Origin of the sequence: Bacteroides eggerthii (assembly GCF_025146565.1) — a bacterium.
GTDB lineage: Bacteria > Bacteroidota > Bacteroidia > Bacteroidales > Bacteroidaceae > Bacteroides > Bacteroides eggerthii.
In genome coordinates this window covers 4,015,456-4,037,643 of record NZ_CP102258.1, presented here as the reverse complement: position 1 = coordinate 4,037,643, position 22,188 = coordinate 4,015,456, and the positions used below count along the sequence as shown (strand labels likewise).

Below are 22,188 nucleotides of genomic sequence, written 5' to 3'. Positions count from 1 at the left end.
GAAGAATTAAAAAAATGAAAATGCACTGCTTATTGTGTGAAAAAACACAGCTAAGCAAAAACAATAGTGGGAAAAGTACTATATTTGCCACAGATGGGAAACACTAATAATTATAGTATAAATTATGGAAATTAAAAAGACACCTAAGGCAGACTTGGAGAACAAAAAGTCAACTTGGCTGCTCGTCGGTTACGTGATTGTGCTCGCGTTTATGTTCATCGCATTTGAGTGGACAAAACGTGATATCAAGATTGATACGAGCCAAGCCATTACCGACCTTGTATTTGAAGAGGAAATAATTCCTATTACGGAACAACCTGAGCAGGCGGCTCCACCACCTCCTCCTGCCGCTCCTCCGATTGCAGAAACCTTGACAATCGTGGAAGATGATGCCGATGTGGAAGAAACTACTATTGCTACATCTGAGGAAACAAATCAAGCTGTAGAAATTAAATATGTTCCAGTAGCCGTTGAGGAAGAAGAACCGGAAGAACAGACTATTTTTGAGGTAGTAGAACAAATGCCGGAATTCCCGAATGGCGGTATGGCCGGCTTGATGCAGTATCTGAGCAAGAACATCAAATATCCTACTATCGCTCAGGAAAACGGTACCCAAGGTCGTGTAACTGTACAGTTCGTTGTTAACAGAGACGGTAGTATCGTAGATGCTAAAGTTCTTAGAGGTGTGGACCCGTATTTGGATAAAGAAGCTATCCGCGTGATCAGTTCCATGCCGAAATGGAAACCGGGTATGCAACGTGGTAAGGCAGTGCGTGTAAAATATACGGTGCCTGTAATGTTCCGATTGCAGTAATAAAATATTTATAACGTGAGGAGGCTGCCTAAAAGCAGCCTCTTTTCATTCTCTGCTATTCTTAAATTGAAATACTTATGTTTACAGCTTCCGAGCTTCTCGAAAAAATAAATTCTCATATTGCAGACCTGCAGTTTGTCCGTACTCCCAAAGGTTTATACGATCCTGTCACCTATGTCTTGTCAATGGGTGGAAAAAGAATCCGTCCCGTATTGATGCTTATGGCTTACAACCTCTACAAGGAGGATGTTGAGTCTGTCTTTTCACCGGCAACGGGTATCGAAGTATATCATAATTATACATTGCTGCATGATGACCTGATGGATCGTGCAGACAAACGTCGTGGAAAAGACACTGTACATAAAGTCTGGAATGACAATGCCGCCATCCTTTCGGGTGATGCGATGCTGGTGCTGGCTTATCAGTTTATGGCGCAATGTCCGGTGGGGCATCTGAAAGAGGTAATGGACTTGTTCAGCCTAACGGCGCTTGAGATTTGTGAAGGTCAACAGATGGATATGGAGTTTGAACGGCGAAATGATGTGAAAGAGGAGGAATATTTGGAAATGATTCGTCTGAAGACATCTGTTCTGTTGGCTGCGAGCTTGAAAATAGGAGCACTATTAGGGGGCGCTTCTGCAGAAGATGCGGAGCGTTTGTATGACTTTGGTGTGAACATGGGAGTAGCCTTTCAATTGAAAGATGATTTGCTGGATGTATATGGTGACGCCGCTGTCTTTGGAAAGAATATAGGTGGGGACATCTTGTGCAATAAGAAGACTTATATGCTGATCAAGGCTTTAGACCATGCGGATAAGGAGCAACTGAGTCAATTGGAGCATTGGATCACCATTGCTGACTTTAATCCGGTTGAGAAGATTGCAGCCGTAACCGATTTGTATAATCAGATAGGGGTTAAAGGTCTTTGTGAGAATAAAATGGTAGAATATAGTGACAAGGCTATGGGTAGTCTGGCTGCTGTCAGTGTGTCGGATGAGAAGAAAAAAGAGCTGGAAAAACTTATAAAAGAACTGATGTACCGGGAAGTGTAACCAATATTAATCCGATTACCCAATGCCTTATAGGAGATTACCAAATACAGACCAAGCAAGAATACGGGCGCTGAAAGCCGTAGTTGTGAAAGGCGATATATATAATGTATATGATTTGGCAGTGTCTTTAAAAACTCTTACGGATGCCAGAAATTTCCTGATGAAATTTGAGGCTGCCCAAGCGTATTATGCCGAATGCTTCGAACGCCAGTCGAAAGCCGGGCGTAAGCACCAGTCGAATGTAAAGATAGCACGCCTTTATATATCGCATTTTATTCAAGTCTTGAATTTGGCTGTAATCCGTTCGGAAATCCGCACTGCGCATAAAGAGTATTATGGCTTGGACATGAAGAGTAATAATGTACCTGATTTGTCCACCGAAACAGCTCTCGCAGAGTGGGGACGTAAGATCGTTGAAGGTGAGAACAGACGTATTTCTCAAGGTGGAATCCCTATTTATAATCCTACCATTGCCAAGGTCAGGGTACATTATGATATTTTTATGGAGAGTTATGAGAAGCAAAAGAATTTGCAGGCCTTGACAGCCCGTAGCCTGGAAACGCTTGCTTCCATGCGTGCCGAGGCTGATGCTTTGATCTTAAATATCTGGAATCAGGTGGAACAGAAATATGCAGGAATCACACCCAATGAAAAACGCTTGGATTTGTGTCGTGCTTATGGCCTGATTTATTATTATCGTACCGGAGAAAAAGAAGAAATAACGAAATGAGGTTAGTCGATTCACATTCCCACCTTTTTCTGGATGAATTCCAATCTGATTTGCAACAAGTGATGGCCCGCGCTCAAGCAGCGGGAGTAACTCATATCTTCATGCCCAACATCGATAGTACGACCATAGAGCCCATGCTTCGTGTTTGTTCGGAGTACAAAGGATATTGCTTTCCGATGATGGGGCTGCATCCTACTTCTGTAAATGCCGATTATAAGAAAGAGCTGGCCATTGTGTCCGAACATTTGGCAATGCCGAATGATTATGTGGCAATCGGTGAAATCGGCATGGATCTCTATTGGGACAAAACTTTCCTGAAAGAACAGCAATTTGTTTTTGAGCAACAGATACAATGGGCGTTGGAATACGAACTGCCCATAGTTATCCACTGTCGTGAAGCATTTGATTATATATATAATGTACTGAAACCTTACAAAACATCTCCTTTGAAAGGCATTTTTCATAGTTTTACAGGTACATTGGAAGAAGCGCTCCGCATATTGGAGTTTCCTGATTTTTCTATTGGTATCAATGGCGTGGTGACATTTAAAAAGTCGAATTTACCGGAAGTTTTGTCAAGCATACCTTTAGCGCGGATAGTCCTTGAAACCGATTCCCCCTACCTTACTCCTGTGCCGAATCGGGGGAAGAGAAACGAGAGTGCGAATGTTAAGGACACCCTGTTAAAAGTAGCCGAAATATATGGAAAGCCGCCTGAGGAAGTGGGCTGCATCACTTCTGAAAATGCCTTAAAAGTGTTTGGAATACTCAAATAAGGTTCCGAAGATTTTAAAGTTTATTAATTTTGAGATTTTATTGCGGATAAAACTTTGATAATGCTGTGGAAGAACAAAAAAAAGAATACATTTGTAGCTGAAAACGCTTGTGGTTCGCATTTTTTTTGTAATTTGCACCCGATTTCGAAAAAGGCGTATATTGGAGAGATGCTCGAGTGGTTGAAGAGGCACGCCTGGAAAGCGTGTATACCCCTAAAGGGTATCCGGGGTTCGAATCCCCGTCTCTCCGCAGGGATTTGAGATAGCGAAAAACAATAAATAAATATAATAAGTAATTTAATTAATTAATCTTAAAAATTAGACACACAATGAAAAAGTTATTTGCAATTGTTGCTGTGATGGGAGTCTTAACATTTGGCTCAACTCAACTTGCTCAGGCTCAAGATGCTCCTGCTGCTGAACAAACAGAACAAGCTGCTCCTGCAGCACAAGCAGCTCCTGCTGACGAAGTTGCTGCTCCTGCTGTTGAAGCTGAAGAAGGCGGTATTCACAAAGAAATCAAAACTAAGTTTATTGAAGGTACTGCATCTTTCATGAGTTTGGTTGCTATCGCATTGGTTATCGGTCTTGCTTTCTGTATTGAACGTATCATTTACTTGAGCTTGGCTGAAATCAACACTAAGAAGTTTATGGCTGCTATTGAAGCTGCTTTGGAAAAAGGCGACGTTGAAGCTGCTAAAGACATCGCACGCAACACAAGAGGTCCTATCGCTTCTATCTACTATCAAGGTTTGATGAGAATTGATCAAGGCATTGACGTTGTTGAAAAGTCAGTTGTTTCTTACGGTGGTGTACAGGCCGGTTACCTGGAAAAAGGTTGCTCTTGGATCACACTGTTTATCGCAATGGCTCCGTCATTAGGATTCTTGGGTACTGTAATCGGTATGGTGCAGGCATTTGATAAAATCCAACAAGTAGGTGATATCTCTCCGACAGTTGTAGCAGGTGGTATGAAAGTTGCCTTGATTACAACTATCTTCGGTTTGATCGTTGCTTTGATCCTGCAGGTATTCTATAACTATATCTTGTCTAAGATTGAAGCTTTGACCAGCGAAATGGAAGATTCTTCTATCTCTCTGTTGGATATGGTTATCAAATATGACTTGAAATACAAAAAATAAGTAAAATGGCTAAGTTATCATATAAAGTATCATACTACGTACTGTACGTAATGTTTGCTGCCATCTTGGTAGTATTGGGCTTGTTCTACTTCGGTGGAGACGCTCAAGGCGATGCAGTACTTATGAGCGTTGACTCTGAAATGTGGCAACCTGCCCAAACTGATGCCTTGATCTATTTGATGTATGGTTTGTTTGGTATAGCTGTCGTTGCTACAGTGGCTGCTTTCCTGTTCCAATTTGGAACTGCCTTGAAAGATAATCCTGGAAATGCATTGAAATCTTTGATCGGTGTAATTATATTGGTTGCCGTTGTTGTTATAGCATGGGCTATGGGTAGTGATGAACCTCTCGTTATCCCGGGTTATGACGGTACGGACAATGTGCCTTTCTGGTTGAAGATCACTGATATGTTCCTTTATTCTATCTACATCTTGTTTGCTGCAACAGTGCTTGCAATCATCTTTAGTAGTATTAAGAAGAAATTATCATAATCAATTGAGATAACTCAATTTAAAGAGTAATTACAATGGCAAAAGGAAAAAGAAAAGTTCCTGATATTAACTCAAGTTCTACGGCGGATATTGCCTTCCTGTTGTTGATCTTCTTCTTGATTACAACGTCTATGGATACTGACCGTGGTTTGGCAAGACGTTTGCCACCTCCACCGGAGCAGGAACAGAACAATGACGATATTAAGTTGAAAGAGCGCAACGTATTGCAAGTCTTCCTGAATATGAACGACCAGTTGATGTGCGGAAACGATTATATCACAACTGATCAATTACGTGCAAAAGCAAAAGAATTTATTGCCAACCCGTATAACGATGATTCCAAACCGGAAAAATACTCAAAAGATATTCCGTTCTTTGGTAACATGATGATTACGGAAAAGCATGTAGTTTCTTTGCGTTGTGACCGTGGTTCTTCTTATAAGGCATATATTGCTGTACAGAATGAGTTGGTTGCAGCTTATAATGAGTTGCGTGATGAACTGGCTCAGGAAAAATGGCAGAAAAATTATGCTGATTTGAACGAGGACCAACAAAAAGCAATTCGTGATATTTATCCTCAGAAGATCTCTGAGGCAGAACCTAAAAAGTACGGAGAAAAGAAGTAATGGGAAAATTTAATAAAACTGGCAAACGTGAAATGCCGGCGTTGAACACTTCTTCTCTGCCTGACCTTATCTTCACCTTGTTGTTCTTCTTTATGATTGTAACAACTATGCGTGAGGTAACATTAAAGGTTGAGTTTAAGGTTCCGCAAGCAACAGAGTTGGAAAAACTTGAAAAGAAGTCTTTGGTTACGTTTATCTATGTAGGAAAACCTACTGCTGAATTCCGTAAGAAATTAGGTAATGAAAGCCGTATCCAATTAAATGACAGTTATGCTGAAGTTGCTGCAATTCAAGATTACATTATTGGTGAACGTGCCAGTATGAAAGAAGAAGACCAGCCGCAGATGACAGTGTCTTTGAAAGTTGACCAAGATACGAAAATGGGTATCGTAACAGATATCAAAGAGGCTCTTCGTAAGGCTTATGCATTGAAAATTAACTATTCTGCGCAACCGCGTCAGTAAAAGTTAGTTCAGACTATATGAATAAAGGCTGCTTGTAAAAACAAGCAGCCTTTATTTTTTATAGGAATTGGGGATAAATGAATATCTTTATTTATTCTGCTTTGTATACTTCCCGGTAAATACATTTTTTTACCTGCTCAAAGTCTTTCTCACATTCCAAGTTGCCATGAGCCATTAATAGCATAGGAAGATAATTATCTCCCACTTTATAAGGTGGTTGCATATATGGCTTTTCCCATAAGGTAAAACCATGCCGTTTATAGAAATTGATTCGTCGTATTGCCATTTCCTCCTCGGGCATTTCTACTTCTAGAATAATGGGCTTGTTGAGCTGCTGGCATAAATGGTTTAAGACATTCTTGCCATGACCTCCATTGCGTAGGGAAGGGTCAATAGCGAAATGCTCTACGTAATAAAAATGTCCGAAATCCCAGTACGTGATAAATCCGACCGGAGTGTCGTGATGAAGAATGATGTTGCAGTAAAAATGGGTTTTAGTATCTGTATAATTACGCAATTCTTCCAATGGGCGATATTCTTCCGAAGGAAAAGAGGCGGTCATCAGTTGTTCCATGTAATTGTACAAGGTTGCATCCTTAGTTGTGATACGTTGAAATTTAATCATAAGTCAGTCTTTTGATGTTTATTATTCAGTATAAAAATTTATGATTCGGCGGAGAGCACGTTGGCACACAGGACAGAATTCCGGATATTCGTTGGTGCGCATGCGGCAGTTATCTGCCGGGCGGAAAATACCCTTTGCAGAGTAGCCTCCTCCTTCATACACACCTGTCGGGTATTTTTCACTTACACTTATCGGAGTGGGAATAGGAATGTTTGAGGGAAGCATGTCTTTCCATTTCGACGCAAAGTCCACTTGTGTACTGATGTTCTGTTCCCATGGCTCTATATCCAATGGATAAGTGTCTGTCATAATATCGTTGTCATAGAAATATTCATCGGCAAGTCCGCCAAAGCTATGTCCGAATTCATGTACTACTACCGGACGAAACATGGCGTGATGAGCAGTGGTCAGGGTGTAGGAATTATAAATACCTCCACCACCGTACTCTTCCGTATTGGCTAATATGATAATGTGCTCATAAGGGATTCCCGCTAAGGCATCATGTACTGCTCTTACGCGTGATGTGGTCAAATAACGGTCGGAGTAGAATGTACTGAAATGTGAGCTGAAAGCAGTGTGCTTCCATTCGTTCAGTCTTGGCACGCTGACTCCACTGTCTGTGGAAGGGCTGGCGACAGCAACAATATTGAAACGTTTCTTCATGGACTTGAAAGGCTCGTGTGCAAAAAGGCTCTCACAGGCAATACCGGCATCTTTATAGAATGTCTGCATTTCCTGAGGGGTGTATCCTTCTGCGAGGATAGCTACATCAATGCATTTGTCGGCATCTCCATTTTGTAGCAGGTATTTATGCGGAGTAATGTGTGAGTTCCCTTTTTGTGCTATCAACACATCGTCAGGGTGTATGGTATGCCTCATGGAGACACGAATGTTGCGGCGCGAATCGAGTAGAATTATTTCTATTTCGGCCGGTTGGAGGGGATACGGAAGAAGGAATGTATTTTCAAATCCCTTTGTTACACTTTTGGCTTCATCTGTTTCCAGCCATTCCTGAAAGAGCGAGGAAAAGGAAGTTGTATAAATAGTCTTTCCACTGGCTGCATCGCGCATGACAATCTGTCCGTTGCCTTGTAATGGAAGTTCCGCCAGATGATGTTTTCTTCCCGCCCATGTGGGGAGAGAGGACAGGCCGTCCAGACAAATGTCTTGTTGGGATGCATTGCCGCTGAATATGTAATCGGCACGAAGCGTTTTGTCTGCAAAATATTCGGCAAATACCTGTGCATATATGGGAGAGACTGCTGTTAGACAGAGTAAAAGTAAAATATATTTTTTCATATTCATTATAGTTTAATTACTTCACAAATATACGATTATTTCGGCACTATCCATATCTTAATATAAATGAGAGACACGAAACTCTATTTTGAATCCCGTATCTCTCATTCCTATTAATATGCGGTAATGCCGAATTATAAATGCCTACTGTGAGATTTAGATTATTTTATGACGGCTACAAAACCACCACGTGGCAAACACTCTATTGTCAGGTCTGATTTAACATTTGCCAAAGGGATATTTTCTTCAATGGCAAAATGCTTGTCATCTATACCATCTTTGAATATAGAGATTTTCTTATCGCTAACAGCTATTTTATCTAATGATATATGAAGTGTTTTTGTTTCATTAGTGCCATTGATGCCTCCAATATACCATACGTCGCCTTTACGACGTGCCAGGATTACTTCTTCTCCCGGATAACCGGCTAATAATTTTGTATCATCCCATGCAACAGGCAGTTCTGACAAAAGTCTCTTCACCGGTTCCGGTAAGCCATAATAAACAGAGGGTCTGTCCGGCATATGCTGCAGCGCTGATTCAAAAATGACCGGCAATGCCAGTTCATGGGCATATGAAGTAATATGAGGATGTTGAGAATTGGAAAAAGTTCCCGGAGTATAATCCATCGGCCCTACAACATTTCTTGTAAAAGGCAAAGTCGCGTTATGCTCGGCAGCCCGATTGGTTAATATTGGAGCGTTATTATACCATTCGGCGCCATATACCCCCTCAACCGACATCATGTGGGGATATGTACGTTGCCACCCTCGCGGAATAGTAGCCCCATGAAAATTAAGCATTAGTTTATATTTTATGGCATCTTCGAGCAAATCTATATAGTAATTCATGGTAGAAACACTGTCACCCGAGAAGAAGTCCACTTTAATACCGGCAATTCCCATTTCGCTCAACCATGCATATTCTTTTTCCCGGTCTTGCTTTTTATTCAAACGGAACAAGGGGCCGGGACCAATCCAGTTTGTACTTGAGTTATACCATAGCAAAGGCTTAATACCCTTGTTTAAAGTATACTTCACAGCATCTTGAAGATTGCCTCCATTGCTCATTTCATCCCATTCCCAATCAATCAAGTTGTAAGGCCAATGCATTTCAGCTGCCAAATCAATATACTCTTTGACTTTTTGATAATCCTTAGAGCCATGGTTATATGCCCAGTATATCCAGGACACCATGCCGGGATTTATCCATTCTGTATATTCTACTTTAGAAGGGTCAGAGACGTCAGTTACCAGTGTTGACTCCACAATATCGGACAAACCTCCTATAATGAGTACTCTCCAAGGAGAAACCCATGTTTTTTCAGCGACCTGTTTTTTATCGGCAAGTTTCACTTGGTATCTGTCATTGTTATCACCGTTGAATAAAAGAGAACCGCAATGTCCACGTCTGATATTTGCTTCTGTTATCAGCATAAATACAGAATCCTGCAACTCTACGAGTCCGGGATATCCCCAAGAGTTAACTTTGGGACGGCCGGGGAGTTTTCCATCTGTTGATACCGGAAAAAACTTTTCGTATCCGGGGTCGTATTGCTGCATCCATCTTTTGGCTCCTTGCGGAATATTATATGCCGTATATTCATCAACGACATATTCTTTGTCTGCAATAGTATTAATTTCATATCTGAAAACGACCCCATTGTCATATACTCTGAATGTAATATCCAAAGCGTTTCCTTCTTGGTTTTCAAAAGAATAGGTCCTTTCAAAGGCTTCATTGATACAATGACTGCGTTTTCCCGTTATCATCTTGTAATCATCGACGATTCGTTTTGCCTTAGAAACAGATTTCAGCTTCAAATTTCCATAAAACTTCTGAACATCTGTTTCCAACCCCAGTTCTGTTTGGGAAAGGATAGTTTTTCCGTCATAGTTCACAGAAAAAGTAATCTTGTCATAAGCCTTTCCCTCCATAGGCTCCACTGTAACTCCTAGTTTACCGGTAGGAGAGGTTACATCCAATGTTTCTGTACTGCATGAGCTGATCATGATGACAACTAGTACAAACCATATATTTCTTGGTAAATACATATCGTTTTTTATTTTCTTGTATCGTTAAACAAACACTTTTTTATTCTTGCAATAGGTTATGGCAATTGGATTTTCATCCTTTTACCTTGATATACGACTGTTTTTTCCGCAGACGGACTTATGATACGGAGAGTCCTGTTGGCCTGCATGCCGGGATATTCTCCTTGTCGTTCTTCTATCGTCAATACTCGTTTACGGTCATTCCAGTTAAAACGGATGTTGCTATATGCCCCTTTTTCATAATTGTAATTATCTCCCTCATCCTCGTATAAAATGAATGAAGCGTCTTCACCCGGATAAATGTGTATCTCCAAGGGGGCGCTAAGATTTTCCGAAGCATATTGCTTTTTCATGCCTAACGGTAATATGGTACCGGCTTTTACAAATACCGGGATTTTCTCTATTGATGCCGGAATATCCACGTATTCTCCTCCCTCATAGGCCTTTCCATTCCAAAAATCAATCCATCCTGCCTCATGTTCAGGAAGGTAGGTTTTCCAGCTTTGTACATTGCTTTGGGTTATGGGATTAATCAGTAAGGAGTTTCCAAACATATATTCATTCTGCTGTTTCAAAGCCTCCTTATCTTGTGAAAAATCAAATATCAGCGGACGCATAAAAGTACCTCCTTGGTGTGAAACTAATGCAGTATGTGAATATATATAGGGTAATAGGCGATAACGTAGGTCTAAGAAGTCGGAAACAATGTGTTCCACTTGTTCTCCGTACCGCCAAGGCTCTGTCTGACTCATATAACCATGAATACGCATCAATGGCAGGAAGGTTCCGGCCTGTATCCAACGCAACATTCGTTCCTGGTAATCTTTATTCGTATACTGGTCGGAAGGGCGGAAAAAGCCGCCTGCATCATAGGTCCACCAAGGCAGACCGGTAGCCATTTGCCCTAATCCGCCAGCTATTTGCCGACGAAGTGTTTCCCAGTCATTGCCTACGTCTCCCGACCATGTTACTGCACCATATCGTTGTATACCGGAGAACCCGCTTCGGGTTAATATCATAGCACGCCGATCCGGGTCATCCTTACGTAAGCCTTCATAGACGGTTTTATTCACAAAAAGCGGATAAACATTGCGGTAGAATTCACCCAGAGTTTTCCCATTGTTTATTCGCCGGTTCAGTAAATCATCATTTTCCGGTTCGGTAGCGTCCTGCCACCACGCATCAATTTTGTAGGGCTTCAATAGTTTACTGCTAAAATTATGCCAATAAAAAGCTGCTGCATCAGGATTGAAGAAATCAATCCAATCTGTGCCGGGAATGTAAAAACCTTTAGACTCCATTTGCTTTCCAAGTGCCGATTGCTTATCTATTTTAGACCAAACGGACAACATCAGGTGCATGTTCATGTTATGAAGCTCACGTACCATTTTGCCGGGATCCGGATATTTGCTTTCATCGAATTGCATGGCATTCCACCCGTACTTTCCCCACCATTGCCAATCTTGTACGATTACATCCACAGGGAGCTTCCGTTTCCTAAATTCATGTGCGTTTTCCAACAGCTCCGCTTGTGTATTATAACGTTCCCTGCAATGAATATAGCCTAATGCCCAAAGCGGCAACATAGGCGCTTTGCCTGTCAACTGACGGTAACCGGCTATTATTTCATCAGCATTTCCGGAGAATACGGTATAGTCCAAAGAATGTGCTACCGGAGAACGGAAGACAGTCTCATCGGTCACTTGTCTCCAATATAATACGGGGGAATCTTCCTTTACGCCCTGTACTTCAACAGTATGTTCTCCTTTCGATAATTCTACTATAACGGAAGTTGTAGGAGGGAGCCACAAATTATTCACATCGACAATTTTATTTCCATCAATAGCGATGTAATGTTTGCGTGCCATACGCTGCCCTACATCCAACAGCAATCCGTACTGTCCGTCGGCCGGAACACTGAATGTTGCTGTGAATGACTTGAAGAGACGAGTCTCACGTTTATTGCCTTTTGTACTTGTCGCGTCCACTGTAACGGCTTGTCCCTCTGTCTTTGCCGGTAATAACTTTACAGACTCGTCGGCAGGATTAAAGTCTGTCAGACCATAGTTGTTCCACAAAATGCCATATCCCTTGTTGGAAAGAATAAAAGGAATTGCGATCTGTGTATTAACTTGTGTAAGGCGTCTGCTCAGTCCCCGCACATTTAAATAGCCATCTTGAAATTGTCCGGTGCCAAACAAGTATTCATCAGCCGGTGATAAGAAATGTTGTTCGGCCAAAAAGGTCGGTTCGCCTTGAACAGTAGAACTTTTCAATAAACGCCCTCCTTCTTTTTCCTGCAAGATAATTTGCCCTTTAGCATCGGTAAAAGTCAGTGTATGACGCTGTTTGTCATAAACTACAATCATTTTCTCAAGTGAAAGTTTCAGTGAGGTATTATTCTCTTTCACTTTATATGCAGGAGACGCTACATCTTCTGTATAGATTAATTCTTCTTTCGGAACAGCCTGTCCTTTGGTGAACCTTACGCGCACCGTATTCTGATTGAGCGGTTGTAAAGAAAGCTTTCCTGTTGGCAATTCGATATTCACACAATTGCTTTTAGGAGAATCATTTTGGGCAAAGGCCGTAAAGCAACCAATCAGCAAAACGAATAAAAACAGTGTTTTTCTTGTCATGTTCTATGCTTTATTTCTGTGAATGAGTGACTTGATTTACAGTATATTGGGAAGTACACGATTGTGCCAATGGCTGTTCTTTACTCGAATGCCCACCAGTCCAACATAAATAGGTTCTTTTTCAGTTCTTTCCCACCTTTAAAAACAAGATAGAGATCGTGTACGCCATTCAAGTTCACAACAGACGTCGTAAACTCGCGAAGTTCACTTTTCGTATGTGAGATATTCACTGTGCCGACACATGGACCATCTTTTTGGTCAATGTGAATTTCCAATATGCCGCCATATAGGTGGGCAGAAGCGGAGACTTTAAACGTCTTGGCTCCTTTTCCAAAATCAACACCTTTCACCATTAGGTATTCGCCGTCATCTATACTTGTTACCAGCTGGTTCCAGTGTTCGTGACTCCAGATATTCTTGGGAGTGGTCTTCAGCCCGAAGCCCCAAGCCATTGTTTCTGCTTCTACTTTACGGTAGGGATTGAATTTCTCAATCTGTTCCAATTTACATTCGTGAAAATAAGGCAGCATGCGGATGGTGCCGTTAGGGTTATACTCCATTTCAGCAACCGACACCGAGCGCCGTTCTGCGTGGCGGCTTGTTTCCAAACGGAAGATATCATAGTTTTGTCCAAAACAGTAAGATTTACCCTTGTAGTCTATGATGCCGGGATGATTGCCACGAGTCCGCGGGGTATGGTCCATAATATGCCCTTTATACTCCCATGGCCCAAGCGGGTTTTTACTCATGGCATAGCCGATACCCTCAGGGCAGCATGTAGAGGCAAAGGCTAAATAGTAGTGTCCGTTTCGCTTATAGAACCAAGGGCCTTCCTGATAATCTTCGATATGGGGTAGCTCCATGATTTCGCCTGAGTAGGAAATCATGTCTTCATTCAGTTTCACACAATAGAGATTCGGGTTACCCCAGTACATATAGGCTTGGCCGTCATCATCAATATATACTGTGGGGTCAATATCGTACCAGTGTTCCTTTTGCCATACCAGCGGTTTGTTTATGGGATCTTTAAAAGGGCCGTAAGGAGAGTCGGACACCAGCACGCCGATGCCGTTGCCATGAATGGGGCAATACATATACCATTTGCCGTTGCGGCGAACCACTTGCTGTGCCCAGGCACCATTGTTGCCTTTGTACCATTTGAAATCTTTGAGCGAGGCTACGGCGCCACGATCCTGCCAGTTCACCATATCGGTAGAGGTGTAGAGGAGCCAGTCCTTCATGTGAAAATTTTCGCCGTCATCCTCATCGTGGCTGGTAAAGAGATAGACAGTGTCATTGTACACAATAGGAGCCGGGTCGGCTGTGTACTTGGTTTGGATGATGGGCATGTTCAACGATAGTTCTTGTGACAAGGCGGTTGTCGAGAGTAATGAGCAAAATGCTAAAAGTTTTAAAGAAGATTTCATATTTGCAGATAATTTAATTATGTTTTTCATGATTTCGTGTTTTCTGTTACAAAGGAATTCATTTTCCGTCAATCTGCTCCAAAAGTATGTTACATCTTTTTTTGTCCATGTTACATAATAGTCCCGGTATTTCCCGAATGTGCGATTATTCTCTTTTTAGCAAGAAAAGTTATAATTCGTATTTTTATTGGAGAAAAAATGGCTAACTTTGCACCTTGCCGTAGTAAAATGCGGGAAATCATTTATAAAATTAATTATTGAAAATAGAAATGGGACATCATCAATTGGATACTTTAGACGAGCAAATACTGCAGTTGATTGCCGATAATGCACGTATTCCTTTCCTTGAAGTGGCCAGAGCTTGTAATGTATCTGGAGCAGCTATTCATCAACGTATTCAGAAACTCACTAATCTGGGGATATTGAAAGGATCGGAATATGTTATAGATCCGGAGAAGATAGGATATGAGACCTGTGCATATATCGGAATTTATTTAAAAGATCCCGCTACTTTTGATGCTGTGACAAAAGCGTTGGAGGCTATTCCTGAAATTGTGGAGTGTCACTTTACGACAGGTAAGTATGATATGTTCATTAAGTTGTATGCCCGGAACAATCACCATTTACTGAGTATTATTCACGATAAGCTGCAACCGTTGGGCTTGTCGCGTACGGAAACGTTAATCTCTTTCCACGAAGCGATTAAGCGTCAGATGCCGATAGTAGTAGAAGATGAAGAGGAGTAAATCCTATCGGCGGATATAATCGACAAAAGCATAAGCGCAGGGATGTTTCTCGTCTATCGGATGGGAGTCCCTGCTTTTTTCTTGCCATATTTTAAGATCTACTTCCGGAAAGTATGCATCTGCATGGGGAGCTTCAGCATCTATTTCGGTAAGGCAAAGTGCGTCTGCCAAAGGGAGGGCTTGGTGATATACGCTGGCTCCGCCTATAATGTAGACTTGTTCGTCCTGTGCACAGTTTTTCAAGGCTTCCTCAAGAGAGGGGAATACTTCTGCACCCGGGCATTGGGTATCGGGGCGGGTAGACAAGACTATGTTGCGACGGTTGGGTAAAGCGCCTTTGGGCAGTGACTCAAAGGTTTTCCGTCCCATGATGATTGTATTTCCGGTAGTAAGCGCTTTAAAGCGTTTCAGGTCATTGGGAAGCCAGAACAATAATTTGTTTTCGTAACCGATGCCCATGTGGCGGTCTACTGCGGCAATAATGCTGATCATGTCTGTACAGGGTTCAAATGGTTCTTATAGGATGAGATTTTCTCTTTCTTTTATACCGCAACTTTTCCGGCGATGTGCGGGTGCGGATCATAATTGATTAATTCAAAATCTTCAAATTTGAAGTCGAAGATATTCTTCACGTCCGGGTTTATTTTCATCTGCGGTAATGCCTTCGGTTCACGACTCAATTGGAGTTTCACTTGTGCCAGATGGTTCAGGTATATATGCGCATCTCCCAGAGTATGTACGAAATCTCCTGCCTTCAGTCCGGTGACTTGTGCTACCATTTGTAGAAGCAATGCGTATGATGCGATGTTGAAAGGCACTCCCAGGAAGATGTCCGCACTCCGCTGGTAAAGTTGCAGGCTGAGCCGGCCGTTGGCTACGTAAAACTGAAAGAATGCGTGGCAAGGAGGCAGGTTCATGTTGTCCAGATCGCCGACATTCCAGGCGCTGACTATGATGCGGCGTGAATCGGGGTTGTGTTTGATCGTTTCTATCGCTTCACTGATCTGGTCGATTGTTCCGCCTTTGTAATCGGGCCATGAACGCCATTGATAGCCGTAGATATGTCCCAAATCTCCGTTTTCGTCTGCCCATTCATTCCAGATGCGCACACCATTTTCTTGCAGGTATTTCACATTTGTATCGCCCTTCAGGAACCATAACAGTTCATGAATGATGGATTTCAAATGAAGTTTCTTAGTTGTCAGGCAAGGGAATCCCTCGTCCATATTGAAGCGCATCTGATGTCCGAATACACTGATTGTACCGGTTCCGGTGCGGTCGCTTTTTTCTATGCCTTCAGTCAACACGCGGTTGAGCAAGTCTAAATATTGTTTCATGGTTTACTTGTTAAAAGCCTCGCCAAAGGTAGCTAAAGTTCTTGGGAGAATAAAAAAATAAGAATCAAAAATTAAAGGGAACGATTTACAGGAAAGGAGTCAGCAGGTTTCCCACCCAGCCGACGAATTTCTTCCAGCCGGAACGTTTCTTCCATACTTCGGGAGTGAGCAAAGTGCTGTTTTGCTTATCCTTTTCAAACATGCTGTTCAGTTGATTGGTGGTTGCCGGGTCAAAAATGAAAGCGTTTGTTTCATAGTCGTAGCGTAAGCTGCGGCTGTTAAGGTTGGCCGTACCTACTGTACAGAAAGTGCTGTCCACCATCATTATTTTGGAGTGGTGGAAACCGTCTTTGAACAAGTAGACTTTAGCTCCCCGTTTCATCAGCTTGTGTGCAATGTAGAAGGAAGCTTCAGGCGTAAAGGGGATATCCGATACTGCCGGTATCATTATTTCCACTTCCGTACCTTTCTTTAATGCTTTTTTGATGGCTTTACGAATGGATTTTGTCGGTACGAAGTAAGGGTTCACTATCTGGATGTTTTTTTGGGCGGCTTCGATTGAAACGGCGTAGGCATGGCTGATGGAACGGGGTGTTTCTCGCGGGGTGCGGTCCACTATTGAAATCTCTTCGGCTATGCTGTCCGGAAATTGGGGCAGGTTGGGGAAGTATGCCGGACCGCCGATGTGTTGTCCGGTCTCCCGGTTCCACATAGTCAGGAAGATGCCTTGCAGATAGCGTACGGCGTCCCCTTCTATATGCATGTGTATATCGTGCCATTTGCCGATTTTGGGTAAACCGTTGATGTAATAGTCGGCAATGTTCATCCCGCCTGTATAGCCTGTCTTTCCATCGATCACGACGATTTTACGGTGGTCGCGATGCATGGCATGGTTGATATAGGGAAAAGTGATAGGGTCGAACTTGACAATTTCGATGCCACGTGCCTTTATTGCTTGCAGATGATGTTTTTTTAGCGGTTGGTTATTGGACCAGTTGCCGAATGCATCGAACATGGCACGTACTTCCACGCCTTCTTTCACTTTTTCTGCCAATAAGTCGAAAAGGGAGTTGGCGATGGAGTCGTTGCGGAAGTTGAAATATTCCAAATGAATATGATGCCGGGCATGGCGAATGGCTTCGAATAAGTCGGTGAACTTTTCACGACCGGTCATTAGTAATTCAACTTTATTGTTGTAAGTCAGCGGTATTCCCATTTCCCGCATGTAGTTCATAACAAGAGAGTCGCTGGTAGTGTGCGCCCGGGCGCTTCCAATGAAAGATGCAAATAATATAATGAATATAATCCGTCTCAAAACTTTGTAAGGTTATTTAGTTTTATGAGTTGGCAAATATACAATATATCGTTGAGATATGTTCATTCGTTTATAAAAAATTAGCCCTTACCTTGCCAATGGAGAGGTAAGGTAAGGGCGGATTGTATTGTCCTATGAGGAAATCTGTTTATCCTATGAGGAAGTTTGTTTATCCTATGGGGATTTTTTCTGTTTCAGGTTGCCGAATCCATCTAAGCCAGTGAACATATCTTGCGGTAGAGCAGGTAAAGCAGCACTATCCCTGCTACCAGTAAGGATTTGGGATCAAGTTCGGTCATTCCGCTTTGGGCAGCGGTGGTGAATGTCTCACGAAGCGTACCCAGCACTTGTTGCAAACCGTCGAAGGCGAAGAACAGCACTAATGCCAGCGTGAAGCAGAATGTTACCCATACTTGTGAAATCCGGTGGGTACGGTCGGGTAAATGGCGCATCACGCGGCGGGTGAAGCCATTGTCCGGTATTTCCTGCCGGTTTCCGGCAAAGAAAGCAGTTAAGAGTTTATCATCGTTTTCTGTCATAACCATTTTGTTTTAAGTAGGCAGCCATTTTATCTTTGGCCCGCGACAGATGGCTTTTTACTGTTCCTGCGGGGCAGCCGGTAATGCCTGCAATCTTTTCAATGCTTTGATCTTCCATATAAAAAAGAGTGATGCAGGTTCGTTCCATATCTTTCAGCATACTCAGCGCGCGGTAGATATCCATGCGTTGACCTATGTCGTTTTGTTGCGTACAGCATTGAGCGTCTACTTGACGTGTCTCCAGGCTGTCCATCTCTTTACGGGCACGAAGATAGTCATAAAAAACATTATAGGCAATACGGTAGAGCCATGTGGAGAAACTGGATAAGTTCTTGAATGAGGCCAGGTTGGTATATGCCTTGATGAATGTGTCTTGTGAAAGGTCATCGCTCAATTCGCTGTCGCCACAGGTCAGATGCAGGAAGAACCTCCGTACGGGTGACTGGTACTTTCTTACTAACCGGTCGAAGGCCCTGGTGTTGTGAAACACCACGACCTGTGCAACTAACGATATATCATTGAGCTGGCTCATTTTTCTTCATTCTTTTCCGGAAAGCCTGTTTTTGTATTATCGGGTTGCCCGTTGCTTTGGGGGGCTTTGTGCTGTTGCGTATAGTAGATGACGACTTGTCCGAATCCTGTGAACATAATGAGCAGTCCGATGCAGCCCAGTCCGAATTCGCCGGTAATGGCCCAAAGGAAGATGAACAGTCCGATACCGGCAAACACATTTTTGATTCCTTTGCTGCGGGTATCTATTGATTCGGTGTCTTTAAACAGGTGTTCCGGCAGCGGTTGTCCGCTGGCCAAAGCCTGTTCTACCAAACGGTATTTGGCTTTCCGGTTCTTATAGCGGAAGAAAAAGACGATGAATACGACAACCAGCGGTAAGCCGAAGACGGAAACAATGGCTACGATGGCGATGATTGCTTCCCGGGTGTTATGTCCGATATTCCAGCCGAAGTCATAAGCGTCATTGCGGCTTTTATAATCATTATCGCTTTCGGTATGACGATGGGTACTGTTTTCATAAGTCATGATGCTGAGTGTGTCCGTTACGGACTTTCCGTTAATCATGGTATCTTTCAGTTCTATAACTCTTTTTGGGTTTCCCAAGCTGTCATTTTCTGTTACAGTTCTGTTCTTTCCCTGTGCCAATGTACAGAGCATTATGGCTGTCATTAATGCAAAAATGATACGTTTCATAATCATGCTATTTTTTATTTTATTAATTTCTTTGTGTGTTAGACGTGCCCAATCATTTAGAAAGTTGCAAAGAGACGATATTTTTTTTAAAATAGCTACTATCGGCCGCCGAATATTTATGTTATCTTTGCGTACTTAAAATAGCGCACACATGGAATTACCTGTTTTATTTACAGACTATACCCGCAATCTTTTGGGAGATGAGGATTATATGAGATTGACGGCGGCTTTGGAGTCGGAGCAACCTGTCAGCATCCGGTTGAATCCGTTGAAGCCGTTTGCTTTTCAGCTTGGGGAGGATGAAGTTCCCTGGTGTGCTTCCGGTTTTTATCTTAAAGAACGCCTGACGTTTACTTTCGATCCTTTGTTTCATGCGGGTTGCTATTATGTGCAGGAAGCTTCGTCCATGTTTGTGGAGCAGGTCTTGAGGCAACATTGGGGTGAGGAGCCGGCGGTAATGCTTGACCTTTGCGCAGCTCCGGGTGGTAAGTCGACGCATGTCCGCAGCATTCTTCCCGAAAACAGTTTGCTGATAGCCAATGAAGTCATTCGTAACCGTTCTCAAATACTTTCCGAGAACTTGGCAAAATGGGGGCACACCGGTGTTGTGGTCACCAATAACGATCCGTCGGACTTTACGCCGTTGAAAGATCTCTTTGACATAATATTGACGGACGTGCCCTGCTCCGGTGAAGGGATGTTCCGTAAAGACCCTGTGGCGGTAAGCGAATGGAGTTTGGAGAATGTAGAAGTTTGCTGGCGTCGTCAGCGAAGAATTATTTCGGACATCTGGCCTTGCCTCAAGCCGGGTGGCATCCTGATATATAGTACTTGTACCTATAATACGAAGGAAAATGAAGAAAATATCCGTTGGATAAGGGATGAGTTTGGTGCAGAGGTGCTTCCGCTTGATGTTGCAGAAGATTGGAACATAACGGGCAACCTGTTGCCGGGAGAACATTTTCCCGTCTACCGCTTTTTACCTTATAAGACGAAAGGCGAAGGCTTCTTTATGGCTGTTCTCCGAAAACCGGGTATGAGTAGCCGTAAGGCTTGGGATGAGCGCTTGTCTGTCCGGGGAAAAGTTTCCGTAACTCCGGGAGTGAGGGGGGAAAACGCCAAGGGAAAGGGTAGGAAATCTCAGGGAAAAGGGATGAAAACTCCGGGACTTTCGAAAGAGCAGTTATCTGTATTCCGGAATTGGATTCCGGCTTTGGATGAGTATGAGTTTATTCAGAGCGACGGCAGTGTCAGTGCTTTCCCTAAATGCTATCTTCCTGAATTGTCGGCATTGCAGTCGTCATTGCGCATCGTGCAGGCAGGGGTAGGGATAGCCGAGCAAAAAGGAAAAGACTGGATTCCCAATCATGCGTTGGCGATGAGCCGGATATTGGGGCCGGATGCTTTCCCTCGCGAAGAAATCTCCTACGGACAGGCCATTGCATATTTACGGAAAGAGGCTGTCACCCTTTCGGATGCAGCCCCTCGCGGTGTGGTTTTACTCACATATAAGGATATACCTCTCGGCTTTGTTAAGAATATCGGCAACCGCGCCAACAATCTTTATCCGCAGGAATGGCGTATTCGCAGCGGTTATTTGCCGGAGAAGGTGAGGGGGATTAGTGATTGATTCTGATCGCGCCTCCCTTCATTACGGTCAAAGTTCATTTTTGTATATCCGGGCCATTGCCTTCTGGTATTGGTTCTCCAGTTGCAAAAGGTTTGTTTTGCTTTGATAAACCACCGACACTTCAACGAAGTACTCTATCATGCTGATTTGTCCGCCTGCAAGAGCTTGCTTCAGCAAAGTCAGGTCCTGCTGGTCTTGGAAGGTCTCTTTGTATTCCTGCATAGATACATTCAGGTTGCGGGCTTCTTCGTAGAGCTGCCACAACTCGGAACTTGCTTTTACTTTTGCATTGTCTTTTTGGAAATCGATGTTCATGGCTTGTGCTTTGGCAATCTTTACCTTTCCTTTATTGGCAAAGAGAGGGAAGGAGAAACCTACTACAACACCGTTCAGCGGATGTCCTGATTCGGTATTGCGGCGGTAGCCCAATTCCAGTTTCGGCAGCCAGCCTTGTTTGCTTGCCGAAATGAACTTGCGGGCGGCGGCACTCTCATTGTCGAACGATTGCAAGGAAGGGTCGGCTGCCAGTTGCTCATTACATACCTGATAGAAATCGGCAGGCAGTGGAACTATGGGATAGTCCGTCAGGCCGAGGGCTTGGGCTGTGGGTATTGCCGGATTTTCGGACAAGTTGTTGCCGGGAGTAAGCGGCTGGTTCCCGTTAAGCACCAGCAGTTCTTTGATTTTGTTGTTCAATGCTGTACTGTTCATACGCGATTCGGTGCGTACATTCAGCAGTTCCAAGTTTATTTTATTGGTCTCCAGAGCATTGGCATCCCCGTTGGACAGTCTTTGGGCATACATAGCGGCCAGTTCCTCTGCATTCTTCAGCCGGGCATTGAGCAATTCCTGCTGTTGTTGCAACATGATGATGTCCAGACATACTTCTTTGGCTTGCAGTAATATCTGCTGACGCATGGTTGCCGCCTGTGCATCTAAAGCTCCGGTTTTCAGGCGGTTCATCTTTCCCCTTGTTACGTATAGGGTCGGAAAATCGAAGCTTTGGGAAACAACCATTTCTCCTACGGTCTCATCACTGTTTTTGGAGTCCCAGAGATGGGCATACGAAAGGGTGGGATCGGGCAGGTTGTTCTCTGCCTTATTCTCTAACTTCTGCGAAGAGATAAGTTGTGCGTTGGCCTGCAGCTCCTTGTTGTTCGCCTCTATCTGGCGAAGTACGGAGTCGATGCCCGTATCCTGCGCCCTCATCCCCATACAGGTGAGGAGGGCGGCGGTGAGTATAAATATTTGTTTCATACGTTCTGTTTTTAAGTCA

General features: G+C 43.3%; 22 protein-coding genes and 1 tRNA gene. 11 read left to right on the top strand and 12 right to left on the bottom strand.

Annotated elements, in window-relative coordinates; all coding sequences use genetic code 11:
• Positions 1–124: 124 nt before the first annotated feature.
• The 9 genes from NQ546_RS16825 to NQ546_RS16785 all read left to right on the top strand — a co-directional run bounded on the left by NQ546_RS16825 (position 125) and on the right by NQ546_RS16785 (position 6,095).
• A complete protein-coding gene (locus NQ546_RS16825; RefSeq protein ID WP_004288579.1) occupies positions 125–814 on the top strand; it encodes an energy transducer TonB in 690 nt (229 codons plus the stop codon).
• 77 nt (positions 815–891) lie between these two features.
• The gene (locus NQ546_RS16820; protein ID WP_004288580.1) at positions 892–1,866 is read left to right on the top strand and encodes a polyprenyl synthetase family protein; all 975 of its coding nucleotides are present in this window, start codon (positions 892–894) and stop codon (positions 1,864–1,866) included.
• A 22-nt stretch (positions 1,867–1,888) separates the two neighbouring features.
• Entirely contained in the window at positions 1,889–2,596 is a 708-nt protein-coding gene (locus NQ546_RS16815; RefSeq protein WP_004288581.1) for a hypothetical protein, read from the top strand.
• On the top strand, positions 2,593–3,372 hold the full coding sequence (locus tag NQ546_RS16810; protein ID WP_004288582.1) for a TatD family hydrolase: 780 nt from the start codon (positions 2,593–2,595) through the stop codon (positions 3,370–3,372). The genes NQ546_RS16815 and NQ546_RS16810 overlap by 4 nt, the downstream gene beginning before the upstream one ends.
• 162 nt (positions 3,373–3,534) lie before the next feature.
• Positions 3,535–3,622, top strand: a tRNA-Ser gene (locus NQ546_RS16805).
• A 79-nt stretch (positions 3,623–3,701) separates the two neighbouring features.
• A complete protein-coding gene (locus NQ546_RS16800; RefSeq protein WP_004288584.1) occupies positions 3,702–4,514 on the top strand; it encodes a MotA/TolQ/ExbB proton channel family protein in 813 nt (270 codons plus the stop codon).
• A 5-nt stretch (positions 4,515–4,519) separates the two neighbouring features.
• Entirely contained in the window at positions 4,520–5,005 is a 486-nt protein-coding gene (locus NQ546_RS16795; protein WP_004288585.1) for a hypothetical protein, read from the top strand.
• Positions 5,006–5,040: 35 nt separating this feature from the next.
• Positions 5,041–5,631 carry an ExbD/TolR family protein gene (locus NQ546_RS16790; RefSeq protein ID WP_004288586.1) on the top strand — a complete coding sequence of 197 codons (591 nt, stop codon included), beginning with the start codon at positions 5,041–5,043 and terminating at the stop codon, positions 5,629–5,631.
• On the top strand, positions 5,631–6,095 hold the full coding sequence (locus tag NQ546_RS16785; protein WP_004288587.1) for an ExbD/TolR family protein: 465 nt from the start codon (positions 5,631–5,633) through the stop codon (positions 6,093–6,095). The genes NQ546_RS16790 and NQ546_RS16785 overlap by 1 nt, the downstream gene beginning before the upstream one ends.
• Positions 6,096–6,186: 91 nt before the next feature.
• Here NQ546_RS16785 and NQ546_RS16780 read toward each other — a convergent pair whose 3' ends face one another.
• From NQ546_RS16780 to NQ546_RS16760, 5 genes are all read right to left on the bottom strand, one after another.
• A complete protein-coding gene (locus tag NQ546_RS16780) occupies positions 6,187–6,720 on the bottom strand; it encodes a GNAT family N-acetyltransferase (RefSeq protein ID WP_004288588.1) in 534 nt (177 codons plus the stop codon).
• A 21-nt stretch (positions 6,721–6,741) separates the two neighbouring features.
• Positions 6,742–8,019, bottom strand: a complete 1,278-nt coding sequence (locus tag NQ546_RS16775; protein ID WP_039952999.1) for an IgA Peptidase M64 — start codon at positions 8,017–8,019, stop codon at positions 6,742–6,744.
• Positions 8,020–8,180: 161 nt separating this feature from the next.
• Positions 8,181–10,073, bottom strand: coding sequence for a glycoside hydrolase family 97 protein (locus NQ546_RS16770; protein ID WP_004288590.1), 1,893 nt, complete (start codon positions 10,071–10,073; stop codon positions 8,181–8,183).
• A 56-nt stretch (positions 10,074–10,129) separates the two neighbouring features.
• On the bottom strand, positions 10,130–12,712 hold the full coding sequence (locus tag NQ546_RS16765; protein WP_239463465.1) for a glycoside hydrolase family 31 protein: 2,583 nt from the start codon (positions 12,710–12,712) through the stop codon (positions 10,130–10,132).
• Between the two features lie 80 nt (positions 12,713–12,792).
• Positions 12,793–14,139 (bottom strand): glycoside hydrolase family 43 protein, encoded by a 1,347-nt coding sequence (locus NQ546_RS16760; RefSeq protein ID WP_081446747.1) that lies wholly within the window; start codon positions 14,137–14,139, stop codon positions 12,793–12,795.
• Positions 14,140–14,408: 269 nt separating this feature from the next.
• On the opposite strand from NQ546_RS16760, the gene NQ546_RS16755 reads away from it, so the two are divergent.
• The gene (locus tag NQ546_RS16755) at positions 14,409–14,885 is read left to right on the top strand and encodes an Lrp/AsnC family transcriptional regulator (protein ID WP_004288594.1); all 477 of its coding nucleotides are present in this window, start codon (positions 14,409–14,411) and stop codon (positions 14,883–14,885) included.
• Positions 14,886–14,888: 3 nt separating this feature from the next.
• On the opposite strand, the gene NQ546_RS16750 is transcribed toward NQ546_RS16755, so the two are convergent.
• From NQ546_RS16750 to NQ546_RS16725, 6 genes are all read right to left on the bottom strand, one after another.
• On the bottom strand, positions 14,889–15,344 hold the full coding sequence (locus tag NQ546_RS16750; RefSeq protein ID WP_394356192.1) for a dihydrofolate reductase: 456 nt from the start codon (positions 15,342–15,344) through the stop codon (positions 14,889–14,891).
• An 83-nt stretch (positions 15,345–15,427) separates the two neighbouring features.
• Positions 15,428–16,222: a thymidylate synthase gene (locus NQ546_RS16745; protein ID WP_004288596.1), complete on the bottom strand. Its 795-nt coding sequence runs from the start codon at positions 16,220–16,222 to the stop codon at positions 15,428–15,430.
• Positions 16,223–16,307: 85 nt separating this feature from the next.
• On the bottom strand, positions 16,308–17,498 hold the full coding sequence (gene cls, locus NQ546_RS16740; RefSeq protein WP_262580127.1) for a cardiolipin synthase: 1,191 nt from the start codon (positions 17,496–17,498) through the stop codon (positions 16,308–16,310).
• Positions 17,499–17,749: 251 nt separating this feature from the next.
• On the bottom strand, positions 17,750–18,076 hold the full coding sequence (locus NQ546_RS16735) for a DUF5056 domain-containing protein (RefSeq protein ID WP_004288598.1): 327 nt from the start codon (positions 18,074–18,076) through the stop codon (positions 17,750–17,752).
• Positions 18,060–18,608, bottom strand: coding sequence for an RNA polymerase sigma factor (locus NQ546_RS16730; protein WP_004288599.1), 549 nt, complete (start codon positions 18,606–18,608; stop codon positions 18,060–18,062). The genes NQ546_RS16735 and NQ546_RS16730 overlap by 17 nt, the downstream gene beginning before the upstream one ends.
• Complete coding sequence (locus NQ546_RS16725; RefSeq protein WP_004288600.1) at positions 18,605–19,288, bottom strand: DUF6249 domain-containing protein; 684 nt, start codon at positions 19,286–19,288, stop codon at positions 18,605–18,607. Before NQ546_RS16725 ends, NQ546_RS16730 begins: the two co-directional genes overlap by 4 nt.
• Before the next feature lie 145 nt (positions 19,289–19,433).
• Here NQ546_RS16725 and NQ546_RS16720 point away from each other — a divergent pair, with 145 nt between their 5' ends.
• Entirely contained in the window at positions 19,434–20,912 is a 1,479-nt protein-coding gene (locus NQ546_RS16720) for a methyltransferase RsmF C-terminal domain-like protein (protein WP_004288601.1), read from the top strand.
• A 27-nt stretch (positions 20,913–20,939) separates the two neighbouring features.
• Here the strand turns inward: NQ546_RS16720 and NQ546_RS16715 are convergent, their stop codons facing one another.
• The gene (locus NQ546_RS16715; protein WP_004288602.1) at positions 20,940–22,169 is read right to left on the bottom strand and encodes a TolC family protein; all 1,230 of its coding nucleotides are present in this window, start codon (positions 22,167–22,169) and stop codon (positions 20,940–20,942) included.
• Positions 22,170–22,188: the final 19 nt, after the last annotated feature.

Excerpts from the sequence above, each read along its gene's own strand:
- NQ546_RS16825 (WP_004288579.1), top strand. The coding sequence starts at position 125 with ATGGAAATTAAAAAGACACCTAAGGCAGACTTGGAGAACAAAAAGTCA.
- NQ546_RS16820 (WP_004288580.1), top strand. The coding sequence starts at position 892 with ATGTTTACAGCTTCCGAGCTTCTCGAAAAAATAAATTCTCATATTGCA.
- NQ546_RS16815 (WP_004288581.1), top strand. The coding sequence starts at position 1,889 with ATGCCTTATAGGAGATTACCAAATACAGACCAAGCAAGAATACGGGCG.
- NQ546_RS16810 (WP_004288582.1), top strand. The coding sequence starts at position 2,593 with ATGAGGTTAGTCGATTCACATTCCCACCTTTTTCTGGATGAATTCCAA.
- NQ546_RS16800 (WP_004288584.1), top strand. The coding sequence starts at position 3,702 with ATGAAAAAGTTATTTGCAATTGTTGCTGTGATGGGAGTCTTAACATTT.
- NQ546_RS16795 (WP_004288585.1), top strand. The coding sequence starts at position 4,520 with ATGGCTAAGTTATCATATAAAGTATCATACTACGTACTGTACGTAATG.
- NQ546_RS16790 (WP_004288586.1), top strand. The coding sequence starts at position 5,041 with ATGGCAAAAGGAAAAAGAAAAGTTCCTGATATTAACTCAAGTTCTACG.
- NQ546_RS16785 (WP_004288587.1), top strand. The coding sequence starts at position 5,631 with ATGGGAAAATTTAATAAAACTGGCAAACGTGAAATGCCGGCGTTGAAC.
- NQ546_RS16780 (WP_004288588.1), bottom strand. The coding sequence starts at position 6,720 with ATGATTAAATTTCAACGTATCACAACTAAGGATGCAACCTTGTACAAT.
- NQ546_RS16775 (WP_039952999.1), bottom strand. The coding sequence starts at position 8,019 with ATGAAAAAATATATTTTACTTTTACTCTGTCTAACAGCAGTCTCTCCC.
- NQ546_RS16770 (WP_004288590.1), bottom strand. The coding sequence starts at position 10,073 with ATGTATTTACCAAGAAATATATGGTTTGTACTAGTTGTCATCATGATC.
- NQ546_RS16765 (WP_239463465.1), bottom strand. The coding sequence starts at position 12,712 with ATGACAAGAAAAACACTGTTTTTATTCGTTTTGCTGATTGGTTGCTTT.
- NQ546_RS16760 (WP_081446747.1), bottom strand. The coding sequence starts at position 14,139 with ATGAAATCTTCTTTAAAACTTTTAGCATTTTGCTCATTACTCTCGACA.
- NQ546_RS16755 (WP_004288594.1), top strand. The coding sequence starts at position 14,409 with ATGGGACATCATCAATTGGATACTTTAGACGAGCAAATACTGCAGTTG.
- NQ546_RS16750 (WP_394356192.1), bottom strand. The coding sequence starts at position 15,344 with ATGGGCATCGGTTACGAAAACAAATTATTGTTCTGGCTTCCCAATGAC.
- NQ546_RS16745 (WP_004288596.1), bottom strand. The coding sequence starts at position 16,222 with ATGAAACAATATTTAGACTTGCTCAACCGCGTGTTGACTGAAGGCATA.
- NQ546_RS16735 (WP_004288598.1), bottom strand. The coding sequence starts at position 18,076 with ATGACAGAAAACGATGATAAACTCTTAACTGCTTTCTTTGCCGGAAAC.
- NQ546_RS16730 (WP_004288599.1), bottom strand. The coding sequence starts at position 18,608 with ATGAGCCAGCTCAATGATATATCGTTAGTTGCACAGGTCGTGGTGTTT.
- NQ546_RS16725 (WP_004288600.1), bottom strand. The coding sequence starts at position 19,288 with ATGATTATGAAACGTATCATTTTTGCATTAATGACAGCCATAATGCTC.
- NQ546_RS16720 (WP_004288601.1), top strand. The coding sequence starts at position 19,434 with ATGGAATTACCTGTTTTATTTACAGACTATACCCGCAATCTTTTGGGA.
- NQ546_RS16715 (WP_004288602.1), bottom strand. The coding sequence starts at position 22,169 with ATGAAACAAATATTTATACTCACCGCCGCCCTCCTCACCTGTATGGGG.